A 25,242-nucleotide genomic window follows, 5' to 3' on the forward strand; every position below is an offset into this window, starting at 1 on the left:
CCTGGGGGAGAGAAACGGGGTCGGTGGGGGTGTGCGGAGCCGCGGCTGCTACCGCAAAGTAAGTTACCGCCAGGTTTCCAAAGCGTCTACAGAACGGCACACGGCATCTACGATCGGAGCACCCGCGAGCCTGGAGGACGCCGCATGGCACTGGACGCCGACGTGATCGTGATCGGAGCCGGCCTGGCCGGACTCGTCGCCACCGCCGAACTGGCCGACGCCGGACGCAAGGTGATCCTGCTCGACCAGGAGCCCGCGGCCTGCCTCGGCGGCCAGGCGCACTGGTCGTTCGGCGGCCTCTTCCTGGTCGACTCGCCCGAGCAGCGCCGGATGCGGATCCGCGACTCCCGCGAACTCGCCTGGCAGGACTGGCTCGGCACGGCCGGCTTCGACCGCCCCGAGGACCGCTGGCCGCGCGCCTGGGCCGAGGCCTACGTGGACTTCGCCGCCGGGGAGAAGCGGGCCTGGCTGCGGGCCCAGGGGGTGCGGTTCTTCCCGGTGGTCGGCTGGGCCGAGCGCGGCGGACTGCTGGCCGACGGACCGGGCAACTCGGTGCCCCGCTTCCACATCACCTGGGGCACCGGGCCGGGCCTGGTCGAGCCGTTCGCCCGCCGGGTGCGCACCGCCGCCGCAAAGGGCTTGGTGGAGCTGCGGTTCCGGCACCGGGTCACCGAACTCGCTGCCACTGCGGGCAGCTTGGACACGGTGCGCGGCGAGGTGCTGGCACCCAGCGCCGTGCAGCGCGGCCAGGCCAGCTCGCGCAGCGCCGTCGGCGCCTTCGAACTGCGAGCCCAGGCCGTCATCACGGCCTCCGGCGGGATCGGCGGCAACCACGAACTGGTCCGCAAGGCCTGGCCGGCCCGGCTCGGCACCCCGCCCACCCGGCTGCTCAGCGGCGTGCCCGCCCACGTCGACGGGCTGATGCAGCAGGTGGCCGGCGCGGCGGGCGGCCACCTGATCAACGGCGACCGGATGTGGCACTACACCGAGGGCATCGAGAACTGGAACCCGATCTGGGAGCGCCACGGCATCCGCATCCTGCCCGGCCCGTCCTCGCTCTGGCTGGACGCCCGCGGCAACCGGCTGCCCGTCCCGCTCTTCCCCGGCTTCGACACGCTGGGCACCCTGGAGCACATCATGCGCACCGGGTACGAGCACACCTGGTTCGTGCTCACCCAGAAGATCATCGAGAAGGAGTTCGCGCTCTCCGGCTCCGAACAGAACCCCGACCTGACCGGCCGTGACATCCGCCAGGTGCTCGGCCGCGCGCTGCCCGGCGCGCCCGCCCCGGTGGAGGCGTTCAAGAAGTACGGCGCCGACTTCGTGGTCGCCGACCGGCTGGACGAGCTGGTGGCCGGCATGAACCGGGTCACCGGGGACTCGCACACCGGTGAGCCGCTGGTCGACGCCGCCGCGCTGCGCCGCCAGATCGAGGACCGCGACCGGGAGCTGGCCAACCCGTTCAGCAAGGACCTCCAGGTCACCGCGATCCACGGCGCCCGCCGCTACCTGGGCGACCGCCTGGTGCGCACCGCCACGCCGCACCGGCTGCTCGACCCCAAGGCCGGCCCGCTGATCGCGGTGCGGCTGCACATCCTCACCCGCAAGTCGCTCGGCGGCCTGGAGACCGACCTGTCGGGTCGCGTGCTGCGCGCCGACGGCTCGGTGCTGGACGGGCTCTACGCGGCCGGCGAGGTGGCCGGCTTCGGCGGCGGCGGGGTGCACGGCTACCGCTCCCTGGAGGGCACCTTCCTGGGCGGCTGCCTGTTCTCGGGGCGCGCGGCGGGGCGGGCGGCGGCCGCGGCCACGGCCTGACGCGCCGGGGAGCTGGAGCCGTGGTGGCGGTCTGATGCGCCCGGGGCTGGGGCGGCGGCCACGGCCTGATGCGTCGGGAGCTGCTGCCCGGGTGGCGGCCTGACGCGTTGTGAGTGGTTCCTCGGGAGAGAATCGTTTTGGAGACCGTTCGGGATCCATCCGTTTGAGAAAGGTCAGGGCCGTATGTCACAGCAGGTCAGGGGCGTCATCGCACCGGGCAAGGGTGAGCCGGTACGGGTCGAGACGATCGTGGTGCCCGACCCGGGGCCGGGCGAGGCGGTGGTCCGGGTGCAGGCCTGCGGTGTCTGCCACACCGACCTGCACTACCGCGAGGGCGGGATCAACGACGAGTTCCCGTTCCTGCTCGGGCACGAGGCCGCGGGCATCGTCGAGCAGGTCGGCGAGGGCGTCACCGAGGTCGCCCCCGGCGACTTCGTGATCCTCAACTGGCGTGCCGTCTGCGGACAGTGCCGCGCCTGCCGCCGGGGCCGGCCGCAGTACTGCTTCGCCACCCACAACGCCAAGCAGCCGATGACGCTGCTGGACGGCACCAAGCTGTCGCCCGCCCTGGGGATCGGCGCCTTCGCCGAGAAGACCCTGGTCGCCGCCGGCCAGTGCACCAAGGTCGACCCGGCCGCCTCCCCGGCCGCCGCCGGCCTGCTCGGCTGCGGTGTGATGGCCGGCCTCGGTGCCGCCGTCAACACCGGTGCGGTCGGCCGCGGCGACAGCGTCGCGGTGATCGGCTGCGGCGGCGTCGGCAACGCCGCCGTGCTGGGCGCCCGGCTGGCCGGCGCCGCCAAGATCATCGCCGTCGACCTGGACCCGCGCAAGCTGGAGCGCGCCCGCGGCCTCGGCGCCACCCACACCCTGGACGCCGGTGACGGCGACGTGGTGGAGGCCATCCGCGAGCTCACGGGCGGTTTCGGCGCGGACGTGGTGATCGACGCGGTCGGCCGCCCCGAGACCTACAAGCAGGCCTTCTACGCCCGCGACCTGGCCGGCACCGTGGTCCTGGTCGGCGTGCCCACCCCCGAGATGACCCTCGAACTGCCGCTGCTCGACGTGTTCGGCCGCGGCGGCGCGCTGAAGTCCTCCTGGTACGGCGACTGCCTGCCGTCCCGCGACTTCCCGATGCTGATCGACCTCTACCTGCAGGGCCGCCTGGACCTGGACGCCTTCGTCACCGAGACCATCGGCCTGGACGACGTCGAGGCCGCCTTCGAGAAGATGCACGGCGGCGACGTGCTCCGTTCGGTGGTGCTGCTCTGATGCGTCAGCTGCCCCCCGAGCCCGAGATCGAGCACCTCGTCACTGCCGGCACCTTCGAACTGGACGGCGGCAGTTGGGAGGTGGAGAACAACGTCTGGATCATCGCCAACGAGGACGAGGCGGTGGTGATCGACCCCGCGCACGACCCCGTCGCCATCGCCGATGTCCTCGGCGAGCGCCAGGTGCTGGCCATCATCTGCACCCACGCCCACAACGACCACGTCAACGCGGCCCCCGAGCTGGCCGCGATCACGGGTGCCCCGATCTACCTGCACCCCGAAGACCTGCCGCTGTGGAAGCAGGCCCACCCCGACGACACCCCGGACGAGGAGCTGACGGACGGTCAGCGCATCGTCGTCGGCGGCCTCTACCTGCACATCCGCCACACCCCGGGCCACACCCCGGGCGGCGTGAGCGTCTACGTCCCGGCGCTGGGCGCGGTGTTCACGGGCGACACCCTCTTCCAGGGCGGCCCGGGCGCCACCGGGCGGTCGTTCTCCGACTTCCCGACCATCATCCGCTCGATCGAGACCCGGCTCTTCGACCTGCCGGGTGAGACGGTCGTGCACACCGGCCACGGGCCGACCACGACCATCGGCGAGGAGCGCCCGCACCTGGGGGAGTGGGTGGCGCGCGGATACTGAAGTAGTTATGACGGGCCGTCAACTCGGTTGAGTTGACGGCCCGTTGGATTTCCTGCGGACGGATCGCGGTCAGGTGGAGCGGACCGCCGTTGGCCGCGGCGTGGTCGACGGCGTCATTCAGTCCTGTTCTCCGGCTGTCCTGGCGCCGGGGCCAGTTGACTCGATGCGCGGGCCAGCAGGTCGATCAGCAGGGCGCGTTCCTCGGGGCTGAAGCCGTCCGCGATCCGCTGCTCGATGGCGACGGCCTTCGCGTCGGCCTGTGCGAGCAGTCGGCGTCCGTCGTCGGTGAGGCGCAGCTCGGCCACCTTGCGGTGCCAAGGGTGCGGCTGGCGGATGATCAGCCCCTTCGCCTCCAGGTTGGTGAGCACGGTGGCGATGGTCTGCGGGGTGACCAGGCAGGCGCGGGCGAGCGCGGCGGCGGAGAGCCCCGGCTGGTCGTCCAGCGTGTACAGCGCGACGTACTGCGGGACCGTCAGCCCGAGCGGCCGGAGCGCCGCGTGCTTGGCCGCCATCAGCTCCTGTTCCACCCGCTTGATGTGCAGCCCGATGCGTTCGGTGAGCGGCATCTCCATGAGGTCGATCGTACGCCACTCGCTCGAACCCTGGCTTGTGACAGAGCTCTGATACATGACAGAGTTCTGCTATCTTTCCGGCATCGCCTGGAATAGCCCGGCATCGCCCGACATCACTCAGCCACGCATCCCTGGAGGCACCCCTTGGCCAGCTGTGAACCGCTTGATCACGTCGTCGCCGGGTCCGGCCCGGGCCTGGTCCTGATCCACGGCACCGGTGCTGACGCGACCTCGAACTGGGGACCGCTCATCGACGCGGTGCGCGACCGGTACACCGTCGTCGCCCCGAACCTGCCCGGCGCCGGCGCCACCCCCGTCGACCTCGCACCGCTCGACCTGGACTCACTCGCCGACCGCGTCGTCGCCACCGCCCGGGCCGCCGGACTGGAACGGTTCCACCTGGTCGGCCACTCGGTGGGCGCCGTCACCGCCACGGCCGTGGCCGCCCGCCACCCCGACGCCGTCACCTCGCTCGTCCTGCACGCCGGCTGGGTCAGGACCACCCAGCGCGAGGCGTTCATGTTCGACCTGTGGGCACGCCTGCTGCGTACCGACCCGGCGCTGCTGGCCCGCCAGTTGATCCTCAGCGCGATGGGCCCCGGCCTCCTCGGCGCCCTCGACGACGCGCAGTTCGCCGAACTGGCCGCGGGCTTCACGGCCATGCTCGACGAGCGCATCCTCGGGCAGATCGAACTCGACACCCGCATCGACCTGCGCGACGCGGTCGGCCGGATCACCGCGCCCACCCTCGTGCTGTCGAGCGCCGACGACCAGATCATCCCGCCCCACCACCAACGCGAACTGGCCGCCGCCATCCAGCAGGTCGACCACCTCCAGGTCCCCGGCGGCCACGGCCTGCCGTTCGAGGACCCGGCGCGGTTCTTCTCGATCATCACCGAGTACGTCGACAAGCAGCAGGCGCAGGGCCAGGTTTGACGCCGCGCGTCGAGGCCTCCACCTGCGCATCCGGGCCATGCCGAGGGTGCCTGCGGGGGCGCTGCTAGCCTGTTCCGCGTGATCGGGAAGGGCACCAGACTGCGGATATCCGGCTTACTGGCGCCAAGCGGTCCGCAGCGGGCCCTCATCGCCGCGAGCTTCGTCAACCGGGTGGGCAACGGGCTGTTCAACACCGCCGCGGTGCTCTACTTCACGCTGGTGGTGCACCTGCCCGCCGCACGGGTCGGTGTCGGCCTCACGATCGCCGGGCTGGTCGGGCTGCTGGCCGGGATCCCGGCCGGGAACCTGGCCGACCGGTACGGGCCGCGCACGGTCTGGCTGACGGCCCTCGCGATGCAGGCCGCGACGATGGCCGCATTCGTCTTCATCCACGGCTGGGTCACGTTCACGCTCATCGCCGCCCTGGACCGGCTGGCGGCAACGGCGAGCGGCGCCGCAGGCGGTGCGCTCATCGCCCGTGCCGGCGGCGAACGCCCGGCCGCCTTCAGGGCGAAACTCCGCACGTTCGTCAACCTCGGCGTGGTTCTGGGCACCCTCGGCGCTGCCTTCGCCGTCTCGGTCGGCACCCGCACGGCATACACCGCGCTCATCCTCGCCAATGCCGCCAGCTTCGCCTGCGCCGGCCTGATCGCCCTGGTCGGCGTCCCCAACTACCAGCCCCTGCCCCGGCCCAAGGAACACCACCGCGGGGCCGTCCTCTCCGACCGGCCGTTCGTCTCCTTCGTCGCGCTCTACGGTGCGATGGGCCTGCAGTACCAGACCGTCTCCCTGCTGCTGCCGATCTGGCTCTCCGCCCACACCGGCGCGCCCCGCTGGACCGTGGCGGCGGTCAACGCCGTCAACAGCGGGGTGTGCGTGCTGCTCCAGAGCAGGATCGGCTCCCGGGTGGAGAGCCCGCGCCAGGGCGGCCGGGCGTTCCGCCTCGCGGGGCTGCTCTTCCTGGTCAGCTGCCCGTTGATGGCCCTGACCGCGGACGTTCCGGTCTGGGTCGCGCCAGTGCTCGCCGTCCTCGCCGTCGGCGTGCACAGTCTCGGAGAGGTGTGGGAGTCATCCGGCGGCTACGCGCTCGGCTTCGGTCTCGCCCCCGACCACGCCCAGGGGCAGTACCAGGGCCTCTTCGGCGCCGGCTTCGACGCCGGCCAGGCCCTGGCTCCGGTGGTCCTCACCACAGCAGTCCTCGGACTCGGACACGCCGGCTGGCTGCTGCTCGGCGCGTTCTTCGCGGCCCTGGGCGCGGCGGGCCCGCCGGTGGCCGCCTGGGCGGAGCGCACCCGCCGCCCGAGCCCTTCGCCGACTCCGGTCGCGCCGACCGCCCGGTGAACCACGCCCGCTGGTCTTCCTGTCGACCTACGGCTGGTGGCCCGGGCAGAGCCCAAGTCCAACTTCGCCTCGGGCTCGCCGATCCGCAGTTGGACCGAGTATCCAGCCATGGCCGCGTAGCGCTTCACGTGTCGGCTTGGTCTCGGGGCGGCCGGACCCGCGGCAGGCCGAAGCCCGCCATCTTTTTCTCCTCGTAGGAGAGGAACCCCAGCTGCCGGTAGAAGGCGTGGTTCCTCCTCCCCTCCGGTGTCGACTCATGGTCGGTGGACAACAGGTCTCCTTACCGACTCGGGCGTCAGGAACGCAAGCGTACTGGCGGCGCTGGTCGACCTCCTGGGCAAGCCGATCGCCGAGGCCAGCGCGCTCTGCATCCCCACCGCGGGGTACGGGGGTCCGGGCGGGCCGTGGCGCTTCATCAGTGGACAGTCCCCCTGCCCCATGACCGGGTTGGGGTGGAAGTCGGTGGGCGTGCTGGAGCTCACCGCGCTGCCCAGTATCGACAAGGAACGCTGGGTCTCCTGGGTCCGAGAGGCAGACGCCCTGCTGGTGAACGGCGGCGACGCGCTGTACCCGTGCCACTGGATGCGGGAGTCCGGACTGGCCGACCTGCTCCCCTCGCTGCGCGACACGGTCTACGTAGGGCTCAGCGCCGGGAGCATGGTGCTGACTCCCCGCATCGGGGAGGAGTTCGTCGGCCGGCAGCCGCCCACCGGTGACGACACCACGCTGGGAGTCGTCGATTTCTCCATCTTCCCGCACCTCGACAGCCCGGATTGTCCGGAGAACACGATGGCCGAGGCGGAACGCTGGGCCGCGAAGATAAACGGCCCGGCGTACGTCATCGACGCTCAGACCGCCATCAAGGTGACGGACGGCGACATCGAGGTCGTCTCCGAGGGCCACTGGAAGCTGCTCAACCCGGCATCATGATGCGGCGGCTGGTCGATTCGAGATGGGATGGTTGGTCGGGAACCGTCTTCCCATCAACACGCGGATCAATAAAGGGATATGAGTAGCAGACTCGCCCTGCTATGGTGCGCCAATGTCATTGATCAAGAAGTTCCAGGTCACCTTTGACTGTGCAGAACCTGAGCGCGTCGGCCGCTTCTGGTGTGAGGTGTTGGGGTACGTCCCACCGCCGGCGCCGGAGGGGTTCGCCACTTGGGAGGATTACGACCGCTCCCAGTCTCCTGAAAAGCAGGGTTCATGGTTCGCCTGCAGTGATCCCACGGGTGAGGGCCCGCGACTGTACTTCCAGCGCGTTCCCGAAGGGAAGGTCGCCAAGAACCGGGTGCACCTTGACGTGAGGGTCGGCACCGGGCTCGTGGGTGAGGAGCGCCTCGCCAAGCTCGAAGCCGAGTGCACACGACTGCTCGCGCTCGGCGCGGTGCGCGTGGAGCTGCTGTATGACGGCCACGATTCGTGCATCGTGATGCAGGACATCGAGGGCAACGAGTTCTGCGTGGACTGAGCATCCTCCGAGCCGGCGAGGTGGGGAGCCGGGCCACACGGTGTGAGGGCCGTTGCCCTTCGGGCGGCAGTCGCGAAGGATCATGCTATGACGCTCACCCCAGCGTGATCCACCGGATGCCCAGGCCGTTGGTGTCGGGGGCGAAGCGGGCGTCGGGCCGGTAGTACTCGGTTGCCGACACCTCGGCGCGGGGCGGTGCCGAGGCGGCCAGCATGCCGGGCAACCAGGCGATCACTACCCGGACATGGGCCAGGAGTTCGCCAACCGTCCATGGCGTACACCGCGTTGGCAGCCGCCACTCGGCCTGCGCCACCCCGGTCATGGCCTGGGTGAGCCGCCCGGCCTCCAGGCGAAACGCCTCAACTACCCGTTCCTGGTTCATGCTGGTCGAGCTACCCGGTGCTGACTCGTGCGCCCTGCGCGCTGGCGGAGCGGCGGCGCCCTTCGGGGCATGGAATTGCTGCCTCTTGGGGAACTCTTTGTCTTTGTCAGGCTTTTGCATTGCTTGGCTGGTTACCGTTCACCACAAGCGGGTTGCGAATGCGACCCACCGGAGACGGAGGTTCAGGTATGCGACGAACCATCAGCAAGCTCGGCGGTATCACCGCTGTCGCGATGCTCGCCGTGGCGTTGGCCCAGCCCGCGCAGGCGGCTCAGAGCAGCAGTGTCACCGCCCGCCCCGCGGACGCCACGGCGCCGGCCTACTTCGAGTTCACCGACGGCACGGACACCTTCGTCATCCAGCTGACCGACCCGACGAGGATCCAGCAGGCCCGGAACGTCCTGGCCGGCGTGGACACCGAGAACGTCAGCGTGATGGGGACGGTCGTCAAGAGCCCGGCTCCGTACAACCAGCAGTGGAACTACCAACTCGACCCGAACTCGGTGAAGTTCTTCAGCATGGCCACCGAGGTGTGCGACGCGAGCATCGCGTACGTCAACGACCACCTGAACGAGGTCGGTGGCGCGTTCCTGCCCAACTCCACCTGGTGCCCTGGCATTCGAAGCTGACGCGCGAGGTCACGGCGCCGTAAGCCGGTACCGTCCGTAGGGCTGAGCGCCCCGGTGGCTGGAGCGGCAGGCGTGTGTGCCGCTCCCTCCGCTGGGGTGCCGCCGTTCGGGTGGCACTTGGGCCGGCCCGGCATGGCTGGGATCCCGCCCTGGAACACCTGCCGGTGAACCCCGACCCCAGCCCCCGGTAGGTCCTCATGCCCGAGAACGAGCTTCCGCGCTTCCTCGCCGCTCTCAGCCCCGCCAGCCTTGAGAAGGTGCGGCAGCAGACTCCCGAGAAGCAGGCGCAGTTGGCCTCGGCCTGGGAGACCGAGCTCGTCGAGGACACCGATCTGGACACGCTCAGCGAGCTGTCCCCGCCGGCGGCGGAGGAGGAGGCGGCCGAGCGGGTGGTGAGGGCCTACTTCCAGGAGTGACCATCTAGGAGTGACCCCGGCCCCGGTTCGACCCCCGCGCCCGGCCGCCCCTAACCTCTGAACCCTGGTCCGAGGGAGGCGGGAGGGCGCGGGTAGTGAGTGGTGTCGAATCCGTCGCCGCCCTGGTGCGACTGCTGCGGGCACACCCGGACACCTGCCGGTGGACCGGCGGCCTCGGCCCTGCGGACCTCGCACGTGCCGAGCGGGAACTCGGCTCCCCCTTCCGCCCTCCTACCGCTACTTCCTTGCGGAGCTCGGCAGTTGCGAGGCCGACGGTACGGACTTCCTCGGCGTCTACCGGACGGCGGCCATGGGGGACACGCTGCTCGGGACGGTCGAGGCGACCCTTGACGCCCGCACCGACGAGCGCTTTCCGCGTGAACTCCTGGTCATCCAGTACGACGGCATGGGCGGCCTGGTGTCACTCGACACCGCACAGCACGACGCGGACGGCGAACACCCGGTCGTCGTCTGGGATCCGGGCTCGGGTGACCGCGGCGGCCCCGAGCGGCTCGCCGACGACTTCGGCAGCTACGCGCTACGGCAGTGCGGCAGGTCGTTGCCCGACGGGTGACCAGGCTGTCATGGCGTCGCTGTCATGGCGTCACCGATGACAGCTGTCATACCGGATTGCTGCTTGCGGACACTGAGGCGCGATCGGCTCCCCGGCCTACCGTTGGGGCCATGGAGATCAGCAAGAACCTCAGCGTCCCGGCCGTCCGCGGTACCCAGTGGAGCGTCGCCCTGCTCGGCGGGCTCAAGCAGGCGGGCGCCTTCCGGGCCAAGGAGCGGACCGTGCACGTCTCGGGGGTGGGCGGCGCCAAGCTGGACCACTCCGACGCCCAGCTGCCCGCCGGTCCGACCCACCTGGTGAAGGCGAGCCTGGTCGGTGGTGCGGAGCTGACCTACCCGGCCGGCGCCTCCGCCGAGGTCGACGCCTTCTCGCTGGTCGGCGGCGTCGACCTCGCCGTCCCGGCGGGCACCACGGTCGAGGTGAGCGGCTTCTCGCTCTTCGGCCCGCGCAGCACGGGCGTGGCCGGCGAGGTGGACGGCCCGGTGGTCAAGGTGCGGTCCTACTCGCTGATCGGCGGCGTCAAGGTCCGCCAGGCGTGACCCCGAGCGGCCGGAGGGCGGCTCAGAGCGTCGCGAGCTGCTCGGTCAGGGTGTCGGTCTGCTGGAAGGTCAGGCCGGCCAGGGCGATGTGGCGCCAGCGGACGGCGCCGTCGGCGTCGAGGATGAAGACGGAGCGGCGCAGGCCGAGGCCGGGGACGGCGATGCCGTAGGCCTTGGCGACGCTGCGCTCGGGGTCGGCGAGCAGCGGGAAGCGCAGGTCGTACTGGCGGGCGAAGGCCTCGTGGCTCTCCAGGCCCTGCGGGCTGATGCCCCAGACGGTGGCGCCGAGGTCGCGGAAGCGGTCCAGGTCCGAGGTGTAGGAGCAGAGCTGCTTGGTGCAGACGGGGTGTTGTCGCCCGGGTAGAAGACCAGGACCAACGGGCTGCCCTTGGCGTCGGCGAGGCGGTAGTCGCGGTGCTCGGCGGTGCCGTCGGTGCTGAGCAGCAGGCCGGGGAGGGTGAAGTCCGGGGCGGGGGAACCGACTTCGGGGGACTTGGCCATCGGAGAATCCTTCGGCAGGCAGGAGAGAGAACGTTCGTTCTCCCAGCGCATGGTAGTACGGTCGCAGCTGTGAGTACACCTTCCCCTGCCCGTGAGCGCCTCCTCGCCACCGCCACCCGCCTGTTCTACGCCGAGGGGATCCACGCGGTCGGGGTGGACCGGATCGTGACCGAGGCCGGGGTCACCCGGGCCACCTTCTACCGGCACTTCCCGAGCAAGGAGGACCTGGTCCGCAGCTACATCCAGGCGTGGGACGCCGGAGTGCGGGCCGAGGCAGCGGCGGCGATGGCCGGCGGGCTGACGGGGGAGCAGGGGCTGGCGTTGCTGGTGAGCCGGCTGGGGCAGGAGATGTGCGGGTCGGGGTTCCGTGGGTGCCCGTTCATCAACGCGGCGGCGGAGTACCCGGATCCGGCGCACCCGGTGGCGCAGGCGATCGTGGCGCACCGGGAGTGGCTGCTCGGGGTGTTCGAGGAGTGGCTGCGGTCCGCCGGGGTGCCCGAGCCGCAGCAGCGGGCCGGGGTGCTGATGCTGCTGCGGGACGGCGCGATGGTGGGGGCCGCGCTCGGGGAGCCGCAGGCGGTCGCGGAGCGGCTGGCGGCGGGGGTGACGGCGCTGGTCGCGGGAGGCTGACGGGCGCCGGTGGGGCGGGCCGTGCGCCTCAGCGGTCGGGACGGCGTCAGCCGCCCGTGCGCCGCAGCAGCCCGCGCACTTCAGCGACGCGGGCGGCACATGCGGTACAGCGTCAGCCGCGCAGGTGTTACGGCGTCAGCGGCGCGGCCCGTACATGATGACGGCGACCCCGGCCAGGCAGATCGCGGCGCCGATCAGGTCGTAGCGGGTCGGCCGGAAGCCGTCGGCGACCACGCCCCAGGCGAGCGAGCCCGCCACGAAGACGCCGCCGTACGCGGCCAGCACCCGGCCGAAGTGGCTGTCCGGCTGCAGGGTGGCCACGAAGCCGTACGCCCGAGCGTCACCACGCCGGCCCCGATCCAGGCCCAGCCCCGGTGCTCCCGGACGCCCTGCCACACCAACCAGGCGCCACCGATCTCCAGCAGGGCGGAGAGCAGGAACAGCACGATGGAGCGGGCGACGGTCATGACCAGCGAGTTTACGGTGTGCCCCGGGGCGGGACGGCGGGACGGCGAGGGGCGGTACGCCCGGACAGGCGGACGGGCCCGGTCGGGTCGGGGGGCTCATGCGGTCGGGACGCGGGCGCACGGACGGTGAGAGGGCAACCAGTTCCGCACCGACGCGGGAGGTTCCCCCATGCGGGCGTCCGCACTGCCGCAGGCGTTCAGCCGACGGCACCAGGCCGACCAGCCGGCCGCGTTCGATCGCGCGGTCCAGATCGGCCCGTGCCACTATCCGGCCCTGGTGCGGGTCGGCCGAAGCGCGGGGGACAGCCTGACCGAGGCCGTCTGCGGCCTGGGTGGGGAGCGCTTCCTGGTGGTCGCGGCGAGCGGGGCACCGGCACGGCAGGTCGCCGAGACGGTGGCCGCGCTGGCCCCGGTCGGCAAGGTGCTGGTGCTGTGCGGTGAGCAGGCGGCGCTGCGGCTGCCCGCGCCGACGGCGGACACGGTGGTGGTCGCGGTCGGCGGTCGGCGGACCGTGCTCTCGGTGCTCGGGTGGGCCCGCCGGAGCCGAGTGGTGTCCGTGCCGACCACGCTCGCGGCGATGTGCGACGCGTCCGTGCTGGACGCGGGCGGCCCGAGCGGCCCGGGTAGCCGGCGCGGCCCGAGCGGCCCGGACGGACCTCGGGCGCCCGCGCTGCTGTGGTGTCGGCCCGACCTGCTGGAAGGCCCGCAGCACGCGGGGCTGTACCCGCTGCTGCGCGATGTGCTGGCCATCTGCCCCTACCACTACGAGTCGGTGGCCCGGCGGCTGCGTGCGGACGGACGGTATGAGCCGGCCGTGCTCGCCTCGTTCGTGGCGCTCTGCCTGGAGGCACAGGCCGGGGTGCTCACCTTCGACCCGTTCGGCCGGGGCCCGGGCTCCGTGCTCCGCTACGGGCAGGGCACCGCGCAGGGTCTGCTGCTGGCGGCGCGGCTGGCCGAGCGGCTCGGGCTGCTGGACGCCGCCGGGGCGGCCGCCCACCTGCGGTTGCTGGCCGCGGCGGGGCTGCCCACCGAGCTCGGGCGAAAGGCCGCGGCAGCACGGGAGTTGGTGTTGCTGCGGGCGCTCGGGAACCCCGGGTGGCCGGCGGATCGATGCTGACCGCCGTCTCGCCGGACGACGTCGACGCGCTGCGCCCGATCGAGCAGCCCGCGGTCCCGGTGGCACGGGCCGCGCTGGTGGCATAACCGGGAGCCCTCGCGCAACCCGGAGCCCTCCCGCCGGCGGGGCTCCCAGCGCGCGGGCCCCTGTGACCGCCGCCCCAGGACCCGGGCATGGCCGTACTCCCGTGCGATTGGGACATCAGGACGGCGACCGTGGACACCACGAGAACCCGACCCCCGTCCCAGCTTGGAGGGCACCGTGCCCACCCTGTGCAAGCCCGCCGTCGCAGTGCCGGAGAACGTCATCACCGTCGAGCAGACGCTGGAGTTCGCCGAGCGCATGCACGCCGACAACCCCCAACTGCCCCTGGCACTGCGCCTCATCCGCAACACCGGCGTCCAGAAGCGCCACATCGTCCAGCCGATCGAGCAGACGCTGGCGCACCCGGGCTTCGAGGAGCGCAACCGCGTCTACGAGGTGGAGTCCAAGAAGCGCACCCCGGCCGTGATCACGTCGGCGCTCGCCAACGCGGACCTGACCGTTCGCGACATCGACGCCATCATCTACGTGTCGTGCACCGGCTTCATGATGCCCTCGCTCACCGCCTGGCTCATCAACGAGCTCGGTTTCCGCTCCGACACCCGGCAGATCCCGATCGCCCAACTCGGCTGCGCCGCAGGCGGTGCCGCCATCAACCGGGCGCATGACTTCTGCCGGGCCTACCCGGACAAGAACGTCCTGATCGTCTCCTGCGAGCTGTGCTCGCTGTGCTACCAGCCCGCCGACGCCGGCGTCGGCAACCTGCTGTCGGACGGCCTGTTCGGCGATGCGGTGGCGGCCGCCGTGGTGCGCGGCAGCGGCGGCACCGGGATGTCCCTGGAGCACAACGGCTCCTACCTGATCCCGCACACCGAGGACTGGATCTCCTACGCGGTGCGCGCCACCGGCTTCCACTTCCAACTGGACCGCCGGGTGCCCGGCACCATGGAGCCGCTCGCCCCGGTGATGCGCGAGCTGGCCGCCGGGCACGGCTGGGACGCCGGTGACCTGGGCTTCTACATCATCCACGCCGGTGGGCCCCGCATCCTGGACGACCTGAGCAAGTACCTCGGCGTCGACCCCGAGGCGTTCTTCACCGACGCCTTCGGAACCGAAGTCGCCTACCGCACCGGCCCGTTCAGCGACCCTGACGGCGACTGGACGGCCCGGCAGCTCGGCGTGCACCCGCGCGCCGAACTGCGGATCGCGATGCTGCGCCTCGGCGGCGGCCTGCAACTGGAACTCTTCGAGTACCAGGCCCCGGGCCAGCGCCGGGAGTGGCCGAAGAACAGCGACTGGGGCGGCCACCACCTGGCCTTCCAGGTCGCGGACATCGACGCCGAGGTGGCCCGGCTGGCCGCCCACCCGGGCGTGCGGGTGCTCGGTGAGGTGGACACCGTCTCCGAGGGCCCGATCAAGGGCACCCGCTGGGTCTACCTCACCGCCCCTGGGGGATGCAGCTCGAACTGGTAACCCCGACAAGCGTGTCGAACGGAGGAGAGGAACCGTGACCGACATCTGGGCCGCCAACGCCCCGCCGCTGGTGACCGCTCGCCGGGACCGCTACGACGCCGACGTCGTGATCATCGGCTCCGGGGCCGGCGGCGCCACCACGGCCTGGGCGCTGGCCGGCAGCGGCGCCCGCGTCCTGGTCCTGGAGCGCGGCGGATTCCTGCCGCGCGAGCCGGAGAACTGGTCGCCGCAGGCCGTCTTCGGCGAGCAGCTCTACCACAACGCCGAACCCTGGCGCACCCCGCGCGGCAAGCGCTTCGTCTCCGCCGCGCACTACTACGTCGGCGGCACCACCAAGGTCTACGGCGCGAGCCTGCCCCGGCTGCGGGAGAGCGACTTCGGCGCGGTCGAGCACTACGAAGGCACCTCGCCCGCCTGGCCGTTCGGCTACGCGGAACTGGAGCCGTTCTACGCCGAGGCCGAGCGGCTCTACCGGGTGCACGGCCACCAGCACGGCGCCGAGCGGCCGGGCGACCCGACCGCGCCGCCGCGCTCCGGCCCGTTCCCGCACCCGCCCGTCGAGCACGAGCCCTATGTGGCCGACCTGGAGCGGCGGCTGCGCCGGCAGGGCCTGCACCCCTTCCCGCTGGAACTCGGCATCGACCTCGCCCCCGGCCGCTCCTGCCTGCGCTGCGGCACCTGCGACGGGTTCCCGTGCCGGGTCGGCGCCAAGAGCGACGCCGAGACCCGGGCACTGCGCCCCGCGCTGCGCCGCGGCAACGTCCGCCTGCTGACCCACACCCGGGTCACCCGGCTGGACACCGACCGGGCCGGCCGGGCCGTGACCACCGTGCACGCCCTGCGCGAGGGCCGCCCGGTGACGGTGACCGCCGGCCGGGTGGTGCTCTCCGCCGGCGCGATCAACTCGGCCGCCCTGATGCTGCGTTCGGCGAACGAGCAGTATCCGGACGGCCTGGCGAACGGCTCCGGCCTGGTGGGCCGCAACCTGATGCTGCACAACAGCAGTGTGGTGGTGGCGGTGGATCCGCGCCGACGCAACCCGGTCACCTTCCAGAAGACGCTGGCCGTCAACGACTACTACCACTCCGGCCCCAGCGGCCGGTATCCGCTCGGCAACCTGCAACTGATGGGCAAGGTGCGCCCCGAGATGCTGCCCGGCGCCTGCCCCCACGGGCTGCGGGCCGGGCTCACCGCGCATAGCCTCGACTGGTGGGTGATGTCGGAGGACCTGCCCGACCCGGACAACCGGGTCACCCTGGCGCCCGACGGCCAGATCGTGCTGCGCCGCGAGCCGACCAACCGGCGCGCCCACCGCGAACTGCTGCGGGCCGCCCGGCGGATGCTGCACCGAGCCGGTTATCCGCTGGTGCTCGCCCACCGGATGGGCATCGACGCGACCGGCCACCAGTGCGGCACCACGGTCGCCGGGCTGGACGAGGCACGCTCGGTGCTCGACCCGCTCTGCCGCAGCCACCAGCTGCGCAACCTCTATGTGGTGGACGGCGGATTCTTCCCGTCCTCCGCCGCCGTCAACCCGACCCTGACCATCGCGGCCCAAGCCCTGCGCGCCGCCCGACTGGGTGGACTGCTCGACTGATGCATCGTCAATAGTCAAGAAGAGCAAGAGAGTTAGCTAGAGATCTAGGAGAGTCATGGCTACCGCAACCGCCGCCGTCGCCCGGTCCGCCGGGCAGGCGTTCGGCATCGAGCGGATCCAGCTCGACGCCCCCCGCCCGCACGAGGTGCTGGTGGAACTGGAGGCCGTCGGAATCTGCCACACCGACCTGAGCGTGCGGGCCGGTCACACTCCGTTCCCGCTGCCCGGCGTGCTCGGCCACGAGGGCGTCGGCACGGTCGCCGCCGTGGGAGACGCGGTCACCTCGACCACCCGCGGTGAGCGGGTGCTGCTCAGCTTCGACTCCTGCGGTGCCTGCCGTGCCTGCCGGGAGCTGCGCCCGGTGCAGTGCCTGCACTGGCAGGCGCTCAACCTGTTCGGCGGCCGCCGCCTGGACGGCTCGGCGGTGCTCTGGGACGACACCGGCCGGTCGCTGCACGGCAAGTTCTTCGGGCAGTCGTCCTTCGCCACCCTGGCACTGGCCTCCGACCGCAACGTGGTGCCGGTGCCCAAGGATCTGCCCGCCGAGGCGCTGACCCCGTTCGGCTGCGGAGTGCAGACCGGCGCCGGCGCGGTGCTGAACGTGCTGTGCCCCGAACCCGGCCACACGCTCGCCGTCTTCGGAGCCGGCGGCGTGGGCCTTGCCGCAGTGATGGCCGCCCGGCTCACCGCCGCCACCCGGATCATCGCCGTCGACCTCCACCCCGCCCGCCTGGAGCTGGCCCGCGAACTGGGCGCCACCGACACCGTCGACGCCCATGAGCAGGATGCCGTGGCGGCGATCGAGGAGCTGACGGACGGTCATGGCGCCGACCGCGCACTGGAGGCCAGCGGCGCCCTCCCGGCGCTGCGGCAGGCGGTCACCGCGCTGGCCGTCGGCGGCGTGCTCGGCGTGGCCGGCGCACCGCCGCAGGGCACCGAGCTCGGCATCGACATCCCGCAGCTGCTGGACCGGGGTCCGCGGATCGTCGGCATCAACCAGGGCGCCAGCCTGCCGCAGCGGTTCCTGCCCGCGCTGGTGGAGCTGTTCCGCACCGGCCGACTGCCGGTGGACAAGCTGGTCCGCGGCTATCCCTTCGACCAGATCGAACGGGCCGCCGAGGACGCATTGTCCGGAGCGGTCGTCAAACCCGTGCTGCAGATGAGCGGATAGTTGCCACTTCGTTACTGATAGTGTTCGACCGTGGACGAGTCGCACGAAGAACAGCAGTCGCACCAGCAGCCGGGCGGCGTCGTCCGGGTGCTGCTCGTCGACGACCACCCGCTCTTCCGCGCGGGTCTGCGGGCCGCGCTGGAGAGCGACCCCGGCGTGCTGGTGGTGGGCGAGGCGGAGTCGGCGGGCGAGGTGCCGGACGCCGTCAAGGCCAACGGGCCCGATGTCGTGATCATGGACATCTCGCTGCCCGACTCCTCCGGACTGGACGCTGCCCGCAGGCTCGCCGAACTGTCCCCGCAACTGCCCGTCCTGATGCTGACCATGGCCGACGACGACGGCAGCCTGCTCGCCGCCCTCCAGGCCGGCGCCCGCGGCTACCTGGTCAAGGGCGCCGGGCGCGAGGAGGTGCTGCACGCGGTGCGCACCGTCGCGGCCGGCGGAGCCGTGTTCGGCGCTGACATCGCCGCCCGGATCACCACGCTGCTCTCCGGCAGCCGGCTGCGCGACGCCGGACAGCTCTTCCCCTCGCTGACCGCCCGCGAGGCCGAGGTGCTCGACCTGGTCGCCCGGGGCCACGACAACCACCGGATCGCCCGCGAGCTGTTCCTCGCCGAGAAGACGGTCCGCAACCACGTCACGCACATCTTCGAGAAGCTCAACGTGGCCACCCGCGCCGAGGCCGTCGCGCGGGCCCGGGACATGGGCTCGGGGACGCCGGAAACGGCCACTGAGGCAGCTCACTGCGTGTCGTGCGCGCTACTCCCGGTCAGGATCGGGACCGCGACCTCATGCGGTCGGGACCGCCGGCCACCGAGGATGGGCCCATACCAGCCAGGGGACCCTTTGGAGGGCGGATGTGTGCGGCGACCAGGACATCGACCGGGCAGAGCGCGGGACCTCGCAACGGCGCAGTGCCACCCGGCACCGGCGGGACCGGTAGCGCGGCGCCGCCCGGCGCGCCCGCCGGAGCCTACGGCGTCTTCGGGCTGACCCTGCTGCTGGGGCTCGGCTGGGTGGTGCTGGCGCTCACCCACCTCGACGACCACGCGCGCAACGCCGACCTCCCCTACTCCTGGGGAACGCTGCTGCTCAGCTTCGGCCTGGGGCTGTCCGGGCTGTTCATCCTCGCCCACCGCTCCGGCCACCCGCTGGGACGGCTGCTGTCGGCCGTCGGCCTGCTCACCATCGCGGGCCGGTTCCTGCTCTTCCTGTTCTCGGTCACCCGGGCCGGCTCCGGCTGGCTCGACCTCGGCATGCTGGTGCTGATCACCAGCGCCGCCGCGCTGATCTTCGCACTGCTGGCCCTGCCGCTCTGGTTTCCCGACGGGCGGCTGCCCGGCGGCCGGATCGGCCGCGGCTACCTGGCGCTGCTGGCCCTGTGGAGCATCGTCCAGGGCTACTACGACCACGCAGGCACCCGCGCCTTCTACGGCGCGCACAACCCGCTGCGGCACGGCGACTGGGCCCGGCTGCACACCCGGCTCGCCGATGCGCTGGACGGCCGGGTCTTCTGGATCGACCTGGCGCTGGTCCTGCTCGGCCTGCTGGTGGCCGCGGTCCGCTGGTGGCGCTCGCCCGGCGCCCGACCCCAGCAGTGGCTGGTGCTGCTGCCCTGGGGCATCTGGGTGACCCTCACCTTCGTCTACAGCAAGCTGAACCCCACCACCCTCGGGTACTTCATCCTCTACTCGGTGGTCGCCGCCATCTGGCCGCTGGCCCCGGCCCTCGGCTTCGCCAGGGACCGCTCCTGGCAACTCGACCGGCAGACCAGGCGGGTCCTCACCAGCTTCACCCTGCTCGCGCTGCTGATCTTCGGATACTTCGTCCTCGCACTCGAACTGCCAAAGATGCTGCCGCGCGCCGACAGCGCCGACGCCCAGCTGATGGCGGGGTGCGCGCTGCTCGTCGGCGTACTGCTGCGGCCCACCACCCGCCTGGTCAGCCGGGCGGTGGAGCGCTTCTACTACGGAGAGCGGGCCCGCCCGTACCAGGTGGCCCGCAAGCTCGCCGAGCGGCTCAGCCAGGCGGCCGGCACCACCGAGGCACCGTCCCTGCTCTGCCAGACGGCGGTGGGCAACCTGGGCCTGCCGGGCGCCCGGGTCACAGTGGCGACCCGTGGCGGGCCGCGCGAACTGGCCGCCCTCGGGGCGACCGGCCCTGGCGCCGAGGTCTTCCCGATCGCCTTCGAGGGCGCGGAGATCGGCGAACTGCACGCCCAGCCCCGCTCCGGGCAGCCGCTGCTCGACCGCCAGGACCGCGTGGTGCTGCGCTTCCTGGTCGACGAGTCGGCACCCGCGATCGCCTCGCTGCGCCTCACCGAGGAACTGCAGAGCAGCCGCAAGCAGCTGGTGCTGGCCCGTGAGGAGGAGCGCAAGCGGCTGCGCCACGACCTGCACGACGGCCTGGGGCCGGCGCTGTCCGGACTGCGGCTGCAGATCGACACGGCCCGCAGCGGGCTGCCGCCCGAGGGGCGGTGGCGGCCTCGCTGCGGACCGCCTCGCTGGGCATCGGCACCGCGATCGACGAGCTGCGCCGGATCACCGACGGCCTGGCGCCCGCCGACCTCGGCCGGGTCGGCCTGACCGGGGCGCTGCGCGAGCTGGCGGGCCGGCTGGACGGCCGCCGGGTGCAGGTGACCATCGAGCTGGCGCCCGACCCGCTGCCGCCGCTGCCGGCCGCCGTGGAGGTCGCCGCCTACCGGATCAGCGGCGAGGCGCTCAACAACGTGCTGCGGCACTCGGGGCCTCGCGGGCCCGGCTGGCGCTGACGGTGACCGACCAGGAGGTCTCGGTGGAGGCCAGCGACGACGGCGAGGGCTTCCCGTCGCACAGCACCTCGACGGGGGTGGGACTGCGCTCGATGGCGGAGCGGGCCGAGGAGCTGGGCGGGAGCTTCACCGCCGCCAATGACGCGCGCGGTGCCGTGGTCCGCGCGGTCTTCCCGCGCGGCACCCCGGCTGAGCGCTTCATCTTTCCCCGGCTTTCCCCGGCTGTCCCCGGCTGTCACATTCCTGCCCCGATCCAGGACCAGGGGCTCATGCCTTCGGGACGCCGCTGCCGCGATAGTCGACGTATCGGCCTTGGTCCGACCCCCAAGGACCAAGGTGCGAGGCAAGGAGGAACGTGATGACATCCACTGCTGCCGGCCCGATTCAGGTGCCGACCAACAAGGCCGACCAGGCCGACGAGCAGTCGCTCCGGACCATGCCGGGCCGCACCGACCCCCAGGGCCCGCAAGAGCCGGTGAAGGAGGGCCAGGCGCCCTCCGGCGGCAGCCCGGTGGCCGAGGACTGCGAGCCGCTCGAAGGCTGCTGACCGCTGCTGACCGACCTGACATCCGAGTCCAGGAGCATTCACACCACAAGAGCATTGCCGAGTCGGCCCCCGCGCTCCCAGCACCGCGGGGGCCGACCCATGCCCGCGCCGCGCACGCTGCCGCCAGCCGGCATCGGTGCTCAATGGGCGGACCCGGAGGGTCCGTTCACTACATCGCGTTTCGGGGTGCTGGCCAGCAGGTCCATAACCGCGCCCGGGAGGACCGTGAACGGCCGCATCATGCCGTCGTCCTCGTCCTCGTCCTCGTGCTCCAGGCAGGTGGCAGTGGTACTTGACATCGTCCCGCTCCCGGGGAGGGGGTCCCTCAGCCTCGCGGCTGAGCCGCTGCGCGCGTGTGCGCTGCGGTGGGACTACTCCCTGCTTCACCGACGACCGCCCGCCCGGGGTGCTCCGTTGAGGTCTTATACCGTCTCCACAGGCTGCAACCGCCAGCCCGGCGGCCAGGATATTGCGTGCTGCGTTCACGTCCCGGTCGTGGTGTGCGCCGCAGGCGCAGTCCCATGCGCGGATGTTGAGCGGCACACTGTCGGCGATAGTGCCGCAGTGCGAGCACAGCTTGGAATGTGAGCTTGTGGAGGAAGTCCCTGCGCCGGTAGGCGATCCGCGCGTGCACGCGGGCTACCTTGACGCGGGCCTTCTCCCGGTTCTTCGACCCCTTGGTCTTACGCGCATGTTCCCGCTGCGCCTTGGCCAGCCGAGCGCGGTCCTCGCGCTCGCACTTCGGGTTGGCGACCTTGCCGTCGGGGTCGGTCAGGCCCTCGATCGGCCGGGACGCGGTCACCAGGCTGGTAATCCCCACGTCGATCCCGACCGCCCCGTCAACAGTCGGCAGAGGCTGGATGCGGAGGTCCTTGCATAGGATCGACACGAACCAGCGCCCCGCGGCATCCCGCCTGACGGTCACAGTGGACGGCCGCGCCCCCCGCGGAATCGGCCTCGACCACACGATGGTCAGCGGCTCGGCCATCTTGGCCAGCGTCAGCTGCCCGTCCCGCCAGCGGAACGCGCTGGTGGTGTACTCGGCTGAGTCACCGGACTTCTTGCGCGATTTGAAACGCGGGTACTTCGCCCGCTTCGCGAAGAAGTTCGTAAAGGCACCCTGCAGGTGCCGCAGCGCCTGCTGCAACGGAACCGACGACACCTCGCACAGGAACGCCAGCTCCTCTGACTTCTTGCACCCGGTCAGCATCGCCGACGTGGCGTTGTAGTTGACCCGCTCACCCCGCTGCCACGCGGCCGTGCGGGCCTCTAACGCCATGTTGTAGACCTTTCTCACATATCCGAACGTGCGCGACAGCTCCGCTGTCTGCGCATCCGTCGGATAGAAGCGGTACTTGAACGCCCGCTTCACGTGAGTCGCCGTCATGGTTCACATGATAACCCTCAGTTTGCGATCAACTACGAACCGTTGGCGGTGGATGCCGGCTTGCCTTGACGGCGAAGCGGCTATCCCTGATCTGCTCCGCAGAAGCCTCGCTTCTCCCCGCAGGCGGGAGGTACCCCCACCCCGGCTGAAGCCGGCGGTATCCACGAAGAACCCAGATGAACCGCCCGGGTAGCGCAGCTGAGTTGGTCGGCCATCCGGACGAGCTGGCCGACGGCTACCTGGACGACGTACTACCAGCCGTGCAGCCATATCGCCCCTCCTTGTGTCGGGTCCCTCCACCCTGCGTCACCGGTTGTCCCTGGTGCATGAGGCGCTGGTCCCAAGGGGTGACCCCGGCGGCCCGGCCGCTCGGTGGTCAGCGGCCCAGCCGTCCGGGGGTCAGCGCCCCGGCCGTCCGGTGTTTCAGCGCCGGGCGGCGACCGCGAGCCGGGCGGCGGAGGTGCCCAGCCCGGTGAGCTCGCCCGCCCAGCCGGCCGTCGGCGCCTCGGCGGCGGCCGCTGCCGGAGCGACGGCGGCCGGGCGGCGCGGCAGCGGCGGATGGGGCACGGCCGGTACCCGGACGGGTGCCGCCTCGGGCACGGCCGCTGCCGCCCTGAGCGCCGGTGCCGCAGCGGGTGCCGTCGCGGCGGTCGGGCTGCCTGCCGCCTCGGCCAGCCGGGCCTGGTAGGCGGCCGGTTGGTGCTCCAGCTCGGACTCCCGGTACCGGAGGATGTCGCGGTGCCAGACGTGGATACCGCTCATCCAGTTGCGCAGATCCTGCACATAGGCCTCCATTTCGGCCCGCTGACCGTCCGTCAGCTGGAAGTCCTGGTAGAGCTGCGGCAGTTCGTTGGTCACCAGGTGCTGGAACTGCTCCAGCCGCGAGTGCTGCAGGTCGCTGACCACCGACAGGGCGTGCGGCAGATCGCAGTTGAGGAAGTTCTGCACCACCAGGACGGCGTTGTGCATGTCGCCCTCGTACTGGATCTCCTTGCGGTGCGAGTAGAGGTCGTTGATCAGCCAGGCGAAGTCGGCGGCCGCGTGCTCCAGGGCCCGGACGGTGCCGGACTCGAAGACCTCGTCCGGCACGGTGCGCTGGTGGGCGAACCGGTTGAGCGCCATGGTCAGGTCGGTGCCGAAGGTGTCCCGGCGCATCTCGATGAAGTCCACCGGATCGGGGATCCGGTTCTCGGCGAGGTTGGCGATCTCCCAGACCCAGCTGCGCAGCATCGAGTTGATGGCGCCTTGGAAGGTGCGACGGGCCTTCTCGTCCATCGGCCCTGCGGTCTTCGCCCACAGCTCGGCGAGACCGCGCTCGATGGCGGTGGCGGGCTCAGGGCCGGCCGCCGGGTCGTCCAGCGGCATGAAGCCGGCCAGCCGCTCGACGCAGGCCTGGGCGCCGGTCACATCGCCGGTGTAGCCGAAGGCGAGCGGGAACCAGTCGTCCCCATAGGTGCCCCAGATCAGCCACTGGGCGGAGAGCAGCAGCTCCTCGGGCGTGGCGTCCGGGTCGAGGCCGGCCGAGCAGAGCGCCAGGTCGTAGTCGCGGAACTTCTTCTCGCTCCACACCCCGGAGTCGGGCACGCCCGGGACCACGTCCAGGTATCCCAGCTCGCGGGCCCAGGTGGTGGAGTCGCGCCGGGCCGACTCCAGATGGGGGCTGCGGCCCGGGGTGAACGGCATCGGGATCTCGGGGCGCTCGTAGGGCGGCAGCACCTGGTAGCGCCGGTGGTCGAACTGCCGCAGCGCGGGCAGGTGGATCAGCTTGCGCAGATCGGCGGCGGCGGTGCCCAGGCCGGTCGGGACCGCCGAGAAGCCCGGCAGCTCGCTGCCGCCGACCAGGCCCTTGTTCATGTAGCGGCTGGACCGCATGTGCCACTCGTGGCCGCCGGACTGCCAGTCCTGCAGACCCTTGGCATAGGCCAGCACCCGGCCCATCTCCGCCATGTCCAGCTGGTGCTGGGCGAACAGCGGCGGCAGCTCGGTGAAGAAGGTGTTCTCGAACTGGTGCAGCCGGGAGCTGAGCATCTCGTTGACCGCGTCGGCGGCCTCCTGGGTGGAGTAGTCGAGGAACCGCTCCAGCACCAGCACGCCGTTGCTCAGCTCGCCCTCGGAGCCGATCTCGCGCTCGTAGGAGAAGAGGTCGTTGCGCAGGTGGACGCCGTCGGAGAAGGTGTCGCGCAGCACCCGCAGCGGGCGGCTGCCGGCCACCCGGGCGGGCACCTCGGCGTTGGCCGCGAACTCCACCAGCCCGGCGGACCAGGGCGCGCCGCCGACCTTGCGGCGCATCTCGATGTACTCCACCGGGTTGGCGACCCGGCCCTTGTTGATGTTGGAGAGCTCCCAGAGCGACTCGTTGAGCAGGTGCTCGGTGGACTCGCGGAACCGGGCCCGCCAGTCAAGCGACATGTGCGGCACGGTGCGCGCCCACAGATCGGCGAGGCCGGCCTCGACCGGGTTGGTCGGCTCCGGGAAGCCGTCGGTCAGGTCCATCGGCATGAAGAGCGGCAGCCGGTCCAGGTACGCCTTGCCGCCGACCCGGTCCAGGGTGCGCTTGAAGATCTCCAGGAAGTGGTCGTCGAAGAAGAACACCCAGACGTACCAGTCGGTGACCAGGTCGAGCGTCTCGGCATCGCAGTCGGGATGGGTGTAGGCGCAGAGCAGGGCGTAGTCGTGGTCCTCCAAGTCCTGGAGCTCCCAGACGCCGCTGCCCTCCAGCATGCCCATCCGGCGGGCCCACGCCCTGGTGTGCTCGCGCGCGCCCTCCAGGTGCGGGTTGAGCCTGGCCGGGTGCGGCAGGTAGAAGTCTGGTAGCTGGAACGGCTGCGCCATCGGAAGATCCCCCCACCGGGAAGTCGGAACGTCGATCTTCCTCATCTTCGGCGGAAGATCGACGTCCGTTAAGCCGCGCACAGCAGCGCGGACCCGGCGTGCGGTTCTCGGTGCACGTGT

At 71.7% G+C, this 25,242-nt stretch carries 26 protein-coding genes and 3 pseudogenes; 21 read left to right on the forward strand and 8 right to left on the reverse strand.

Translation table 11 applies throughout. From position 1 onward, the window contains the following. The first annotated feature begins 144 nt into the window (after window positions 1-144). From E6W39_RS31845 to E6W39_RS31855, 3 genes are all read left to right on the forward strand, one after another. Window positions 145-1,815 (forward strand): FAD-binding dehydrogenase, encoded by a 1,671-nt coding sequence (locus E6W39_RS31845; protein WP_141636431.1) that lies wholly within the window; start codon window positions 145-147, stop codon window positions 1,813-1,815. A gap of 183 nt (window positions 1,816-1,998) precedes the next feature. Next, window positions 1,999-3,084 carry an S-(hydroxymethyl)mycothiol dehydrogenase gene (locus E6W39_RS31850; protein WP_141636432.1) on the forward strand — a complete coding sequence of 362 codons (1,086 nt, stop codon included), beginning with the start codon at window positions 1,999-2,001 and terminating at the stop codon, window positions 3,082-3,084. After that, on the forward strand, window positions 3,084-3,728 hold the full coding sequence (locus E6W39_RS31855) for an MBL fold metallo-hydrolase (protein ID WP_141636433.1): 645 nt from the start codon (window positions 3,084-3,086) through the stop codon (window positions 3,726-3,728). Before E6W39_RS31850 ends, E6W39_RS31855 begins: the two co-directional genes overlap by 1 nt. A 113-nt stretch (window positions 3,729-3,841) precedes the next feature. Here E6W39_RS31855 and E6W39_RS31860 read toward each other — a convergent pair whose 3' ends face one another. Further along, window positions 3,842-4,300 carry a MarR family winged helix-turn-helix transcriptional regulator gene (locus E6W39_RS31860; protein WP_228718440.1) on the reverse strand — a complete coding sequence of 153 codons (459 nt, stop codon included), beginning with the start codon at window positions 4,298-4,300 and terminating at the stop codon, window positions 3,842-3,844. A gap of 144 nt (window positions 4,301-4,444) precedes the next feature. On the opposite strand from E6W39_RS31860, the gene E6W39_RS31865 reads away from it, so the two are divergent. Continuing rightward, complete coding sequence (locus E6W39_RS31865; protein WP_141636434.1) at window positions 4,445-5,236, forward strand: alpha/beta fold hydrolase; 792 nt, start codon at window positions 4,445-4,447, stop codon at window positions 5,234-5,236. A gap of 78 nt (window positions 5,237-5,314) precedes the next feature. Continuing rightward, window positions 5,315-6,577, forward strand: coding sequence for an MFS transporter (locus E6W39_RS31870; RefSeq protein ID WP_228718441.1), 1,263 nt, complete (start codon window positions 5,315-5,317; stop codon window positions 6,575-6,577). 124 nt (window positions 6,578-6,701) lie between these two features. Here the strand turns inward: E6W39_RS31870 and E6W39_RS39890 are convergent, their stop codons facing one another. Then, window positions 6,702-6,848, reverse strand: coding sequence for a hypothetical protein (locus E6W39_RS39890; protein ID WP_181799531.1), 147 nt, complete (start codon window positions 6,846-6,848; stop codon window positions 6,702-6,704). On the opposite strand from E6W39_RS39890, the gene E6W39_RS31875 reads away from it, so the two are divergent. Both E6W39_RS31875 and E6W39_RS31880 read left to right on the forward strand, forming a co-directional pair. Next, on the forward strand, window positions 6,824-7,507 hold the full coding sequence (locus tag E6W39_RS31875; protein ID WP_141636435.1) for a Type 1 glutamine amidotransferase-like domain-containing protein: 684 nt from the start codon (window positions 6,824-6,826) through the stop codon (window positions 7,505-7,507). The genes E6W39_RS39890 and E6W39_RS31875 overlap by 25 nt on opposite strands. Before the next feature lie 112 nt (window positions 7,508-7,619). Next, on the forward strand, window positions 7,620-8,048 hold the full coding sequence (locus tag E6W39_RS31880) for a VOC family protein (protein ID WP_141636436.1): 429 nt from the start codon (window positions 7,620-7,622) through the stop codon (window positions 8,046-8,048). 94 nt (window positions 8,049-8,142) lie between these two features. On the opposite strand, the gene E6W39_RS31885 is transcribed toward E6W39_RS31880, so the two are convergent. Continuing rightward, the gene (locus tag E6W39_RS31885; RefSeq protein WP_228718442.1) at window positions 8,143-8,430 is read right to left on the reverse strand and encodes a maleylpyruvate isomerase N-terminal domain-containing protein; all 288 of its coding nucleotides are present in this window, start codon (window positions 8,428-8,430) and stop codon (window positions 8,143-8,145) included. Window positions 8,431-8,618: 188 nt separating this feature from the next. Here E6W39_RS31885 and E6W39_RS31890 point away from each other — a divergent pair, with 188 nt between their 5' ends. From E6W39_RS31890 to E6W39_RS31905, 4 genes are all read left to right on the forward strand, one after another. Further along, window positions 8,619-9,059 (forward strand): BP74-related protein, encoded by a 441-nt coding sequence (locus E6W39_RS31890; RefSeq protein ID WP_228718443.1) that lies wholly within the window; start codon window positions 8,619-8,621, stop codon window positions 9,057-9,059. Window positions 9,060-9,256: 197 nt separating this feature from the next. Continuing rightward, on the forward strand, window positions 9,257-9,475 hold the full coding sequence (locus tag E6W39_RS31895; RefSeq protein WP_141636437.1) for a hypothetical protein: 219 nt from the start codon (window positions 9,257-9,259) through the stop codon (window positions 9,473-9,475). Between the two features lie 160 nt (window positions 9,476-9,635). Next, window positions 9,636-10,049 carry an SMI1/KNR4 family protein gene (locus tag E6W39_RS31900; RefSeq protein ID WP_181799532.1) on the forward strand — a complete coding sequence of 138 codons (414 nt, stop codon included), beginning with the start codon at window positions 9,636-9,638 and terminating at the stop codon, window positions 10,047-10,049. A gap of 110 nt (window positions 10,050-10,159) precedes the next feature. Further along, complete coding sequence (locus E6W39_RS31905) at window positions 10,160-10,588, forward strand: hypothetical protein (protein WP_141636439.1); 429 nt, start codon at window positions 10,160-10,162, stop codon at window positions 10,586-10,588. A 22-nt stretch (window positions 10,589-10,610) separates the two neighbouring features. Here the strand turns inward: E6W39_RS31905 and E6W39_RS31910 are convergent. Then, a pseudogene (locus tag E6W39_RS31910) lies at window positions 10,611-11,089 on the reverse strand (peroxiredoxin). Between the two features lie 69 nt (window positions 11,090-11,158). Between E6W39_RS31910 and E6W39_RS31915 the strand changes: the two are divergent. Beyond that, window positions 11,159-11,719 (forward strand): TetR/AcrR family transcriptional regulator, encoded by a 561-nt coding sequence (locus E6W39_RS31915; RefSeq protein ID WP_141636440.1) that lies wholly within the window; start codon window positions 11,159-11,161, stop codon window positions 11,717-11,719. A 135-nt stretch (window positions 11,720-11,854) separates the two neighbouring features. Here E6W39_RS31915 and E6W39_RS31920 read toward each other — a convergent pair. Continuing rightward, window positions 11,855-12,186: pseudogene (locus E6W39_RS31920) on the reverse strand (YnfA family protein). A gap of 169 nt (window positions 12,187-12,355) precedes the next feature. Here E6W39_RS31920 and E6W39_RS31925 point away from each other — a divergent pair. From E6W39_RS31925 to E6W39_RS39900, 9 genes are all read left to right on the forward strand, one after another. Continuing rightward, on the forward strand, window positions 12,356-13,303 hold the full coding sequence (locus E6W39_RS31925) for a dehydroquinate synthase/iron-containing alcohol dehydrogenase family protein (protein WP_141636441.1): 948 nt from the start codon (window positions 12,356-12,358) through the stop codon (window positions 13,301-13,303). 261 nt (window positions 13,304-13,564) lie between these two features. Beyond that, a complete protein-coding gene (locus E6W39_RS31930) occupies window positions 13,565-14,818 on the forward strand; it encodes a VOC family protein (RefSeq protein ID WP_141636442.1) in 1,254 nt (417 codons plus the stop codon). A gap of 34 nt (window positions 14,819-14,852) precedes the next feature. Further along, window positions 14,853-16,415: a GMC family oxidoreductase gene (locus E6W39_RS31935; protein WP_141636443.1), complete on the forward strand. Its 1,563-nt coding sequence runs from the start codon at window positions 14,853-14,855 to the stop codon at window positions 16,413-16,415. A 55-nt stretch (window positions 16,416-16,470) separates the two neighbouring features. Next, window positions 16,471-17,586, forward strand: coding sequence for an NAD(P)-dependent alcohol dehydrogenase (locus tag E6W39_RS31940; protein WP_141636444.1), 1,116 nt, complete (start codon window positions 16,471-16,473; stop codon window positions 17,584-17,586). Window positions 17,587-17,616: 30 nt separating this feature from the next. Continuing rightward, a complete protein-coding gene (locus E6W39_RS31945; protein WP_141636445.1) occupies window positions 17,617-18,579 on the forward strand; it encodes a response regulator transcription factor in 963 nt (320 codons plus the stop codon). After that, window positions 18,501-20,171, forward strand: a complete 1,671-nt coding sequence (locus tag E6W39_RS31950) for a sensor histidine kinase (RefSeq protein ID WP_141636446.1) — start codon at window positions 18,501-18,503, stop codon at window positions 20,169-20,171. Before E6W39_RS31945 ends, E6W39_RS31950 begins: the two co-directional genes overlap by 79 nt. After that, window positions 20,063-20,356: a sensor histidine kinase gene (locus E6W39_RS31955; RefSeq protein WP_141636447.1), complete on the forward strand. Its 294-nt coding sequence runs from the start codon at window positions 20,063-20,065 to the stop codon at window positions 20,354-20,356. The genes E6W39_RS31950 and E6W39_RS31955 overlap by 109 nt, the downstream gene beginning before the upstream one ends. A gap of 2 nt (window positions 20,357-20,358) precedes the next feature. Beyond that, window positions 20,359-20,715, forward strand: a complete 357-nt coding sequence (locus E6W39_RS39895) for a hypothetical protein (RefSeq protein WP_181799760.1) — start codon at window positions 20,359-20,361, stop codon at window positions 20,713-20,715. Continuing rightward, window positions 20,715-20,903 (forward strand): hypothetical protein, encoded by a 189-nt coding sequence (locus tag E6W39_RS39900; protein ID WP_181799761.1) that lies wholly within the window; start codon window positions 20,715-20,717, stop codon window positions 20,901-20,903. Before E6W39_RS39895 ends, E6W39_RS39900 begins: the two co-directional genes overlap by 1 nt. Before the next feature lie 140 nt (window positions 20,904-21,043). Here E6W39_RS39900 and E6W39_RS39905 read toward each other — a convergent pair whose 3' ends face one another. From E6W39_RS39905 to E6W39_RS31965, 3 genes and pseudogenes are all read right to left on the reverse strand, one after another. Further along, the gene (locus E6W39_RS39905; protein ID WP_181799762.1) at window positions 21,044-21,202 is read right to left on the reverse strand and encodes a hypothetical protein; all 159 of its coding nucleotides are present in this window, start codon (window positions 21,200-21,202) and stop codon (window positions 21,044-21,046) included. Between the two features lie 52 nt (window positions 21,203-21,254). After that, window positions 21,255-22,290 (reverse strand): annotated as a pseudogene (locus E6W39_RS31960) (RNA-guided endonuclease InsQ/TnpB family protein); the annotation flags it as partial. 423 nt (window positions 22,291-22,713) lie between these two features. Beyond that, window positions 22,714-25,122, reverse strand: a complete 2,409-nt coding sequence (locus E6W39_RS31965; protein ID WP_181799533.1) for a terpene synthase family protein — start codon at window positions 25,120-25,122, stop codon at window positions 22,714-22,716. Window positions 25,123-25,242: the final 120 nt, after the last annotated feature.

Source organism: Kitasatospora acidiphila (assembly GCF_006636205.1).
GTDB lineage: Bacteria > Actinomycetota > Actinomycetes > Streptomycetales > Streptomycetaceae > Kitasatospora > Kitasatospora acidiphila.

Bases quoted from the DNA above. Each gene is read 5' to 3' on its own strand.
- E6W39_RS31965 (WP_181799533.1), bottom strand. From the start codon at position 25,122: ATGGCGCAGCCGTTCCAGCTACCAGACTTCTACCTGCCGCACCCGGCC.
- E6W39_RS31845 (WP_141636431.1), top strand. From the start codon at position 145: ATGGCACTGGACGCCGACGTGATCGTGATCGGAGCCGGCCTGGCCGGA.
- E6W39_RS31940 (WP_141636444.1), top strand. From the start codon at position 16,471: ATGGCTACCGCAACCGCCGCCGTCGCCCGGTCCGCCGGGCAGGCGTTC.
- E6W39_RS31925 (WP_141636441.1), top strand. From the start codon at position 12,356: ATGCGGGCGTCCGCACTGCCGCAGGCGTTCAGCCGACGGCACCAGGCC.
- E6W39_RS31905 (WP_141636439.1), top strand. From the start codon at position 10,160: ATGGAGATCAGCAAGAACCTCAGCGTCCCGGCCGTCCGCGGTACCCAG.
- E6W39_RS31860 (WP_228718440.1), bottom strand. From the start codon at position 4,300: ATGGAGATGCCGCTCACCGAACGCATCGGGCTGCACATCAAGCGGGTG.
- E6W39_RS31895 (WP_141636437.1), top strand. From the start codon at position 9,257: ATGCCCGAGAACGAGCTTCCGCGCTTCCTCGCCGCTCTCAGCCCCGCC.
- E6W39_RS31855 (WP_141636433.1), top strand. From the start codon at position 3,084: ATGCGTCAGCTGCCCCCCGAGCCCGAGATCGAGCACCTCGTCACTGCC.
- E6W39_RS31850 (WP_141636432.1), top strand. From the start codon at position 1,999: ATGTCACAGCAGGTCAGGGGCGTCATCGCACCGGGCAAGGGTGAGCCG.
- E6W39_RS39905 (WP_181799762.1), bottom strand. From the start codon at position 21,202: ATGTCAAGTACCACTGCCACCTGCCTGGAGCACGAGGACGAGGACGAG.
- E6W39_RS31890 (WP_228718443.1), top strand. From the start codon at position 8,619: ATGCGACGAACCATCAGCAAGCTCGGCGGTATCACCGCTGTCGCGATG.
- E6W39_RS39900 (WP_181799761.1), top strand. From the start codon at position 20,715: ATGACATCCACTGCTGCCGGCCCGATTCAGGTGCCGACCAACAAGGCC.
- E6W39_RS31880 (WP_141636436.1), top strand. From the start codon at position 7,620: ATGTCATTGATCAAGAAGTTCCAGGTCACCTTTGACTGTGCAGAACCT.
- E6W39_RS31885 (WP_228718442.1), bottom strand. From the start codon at position 8,430: ATGAACCAGGAACGGGTAGTTGAGGCGTTTCGCCTGGAGGCCGGGCGG.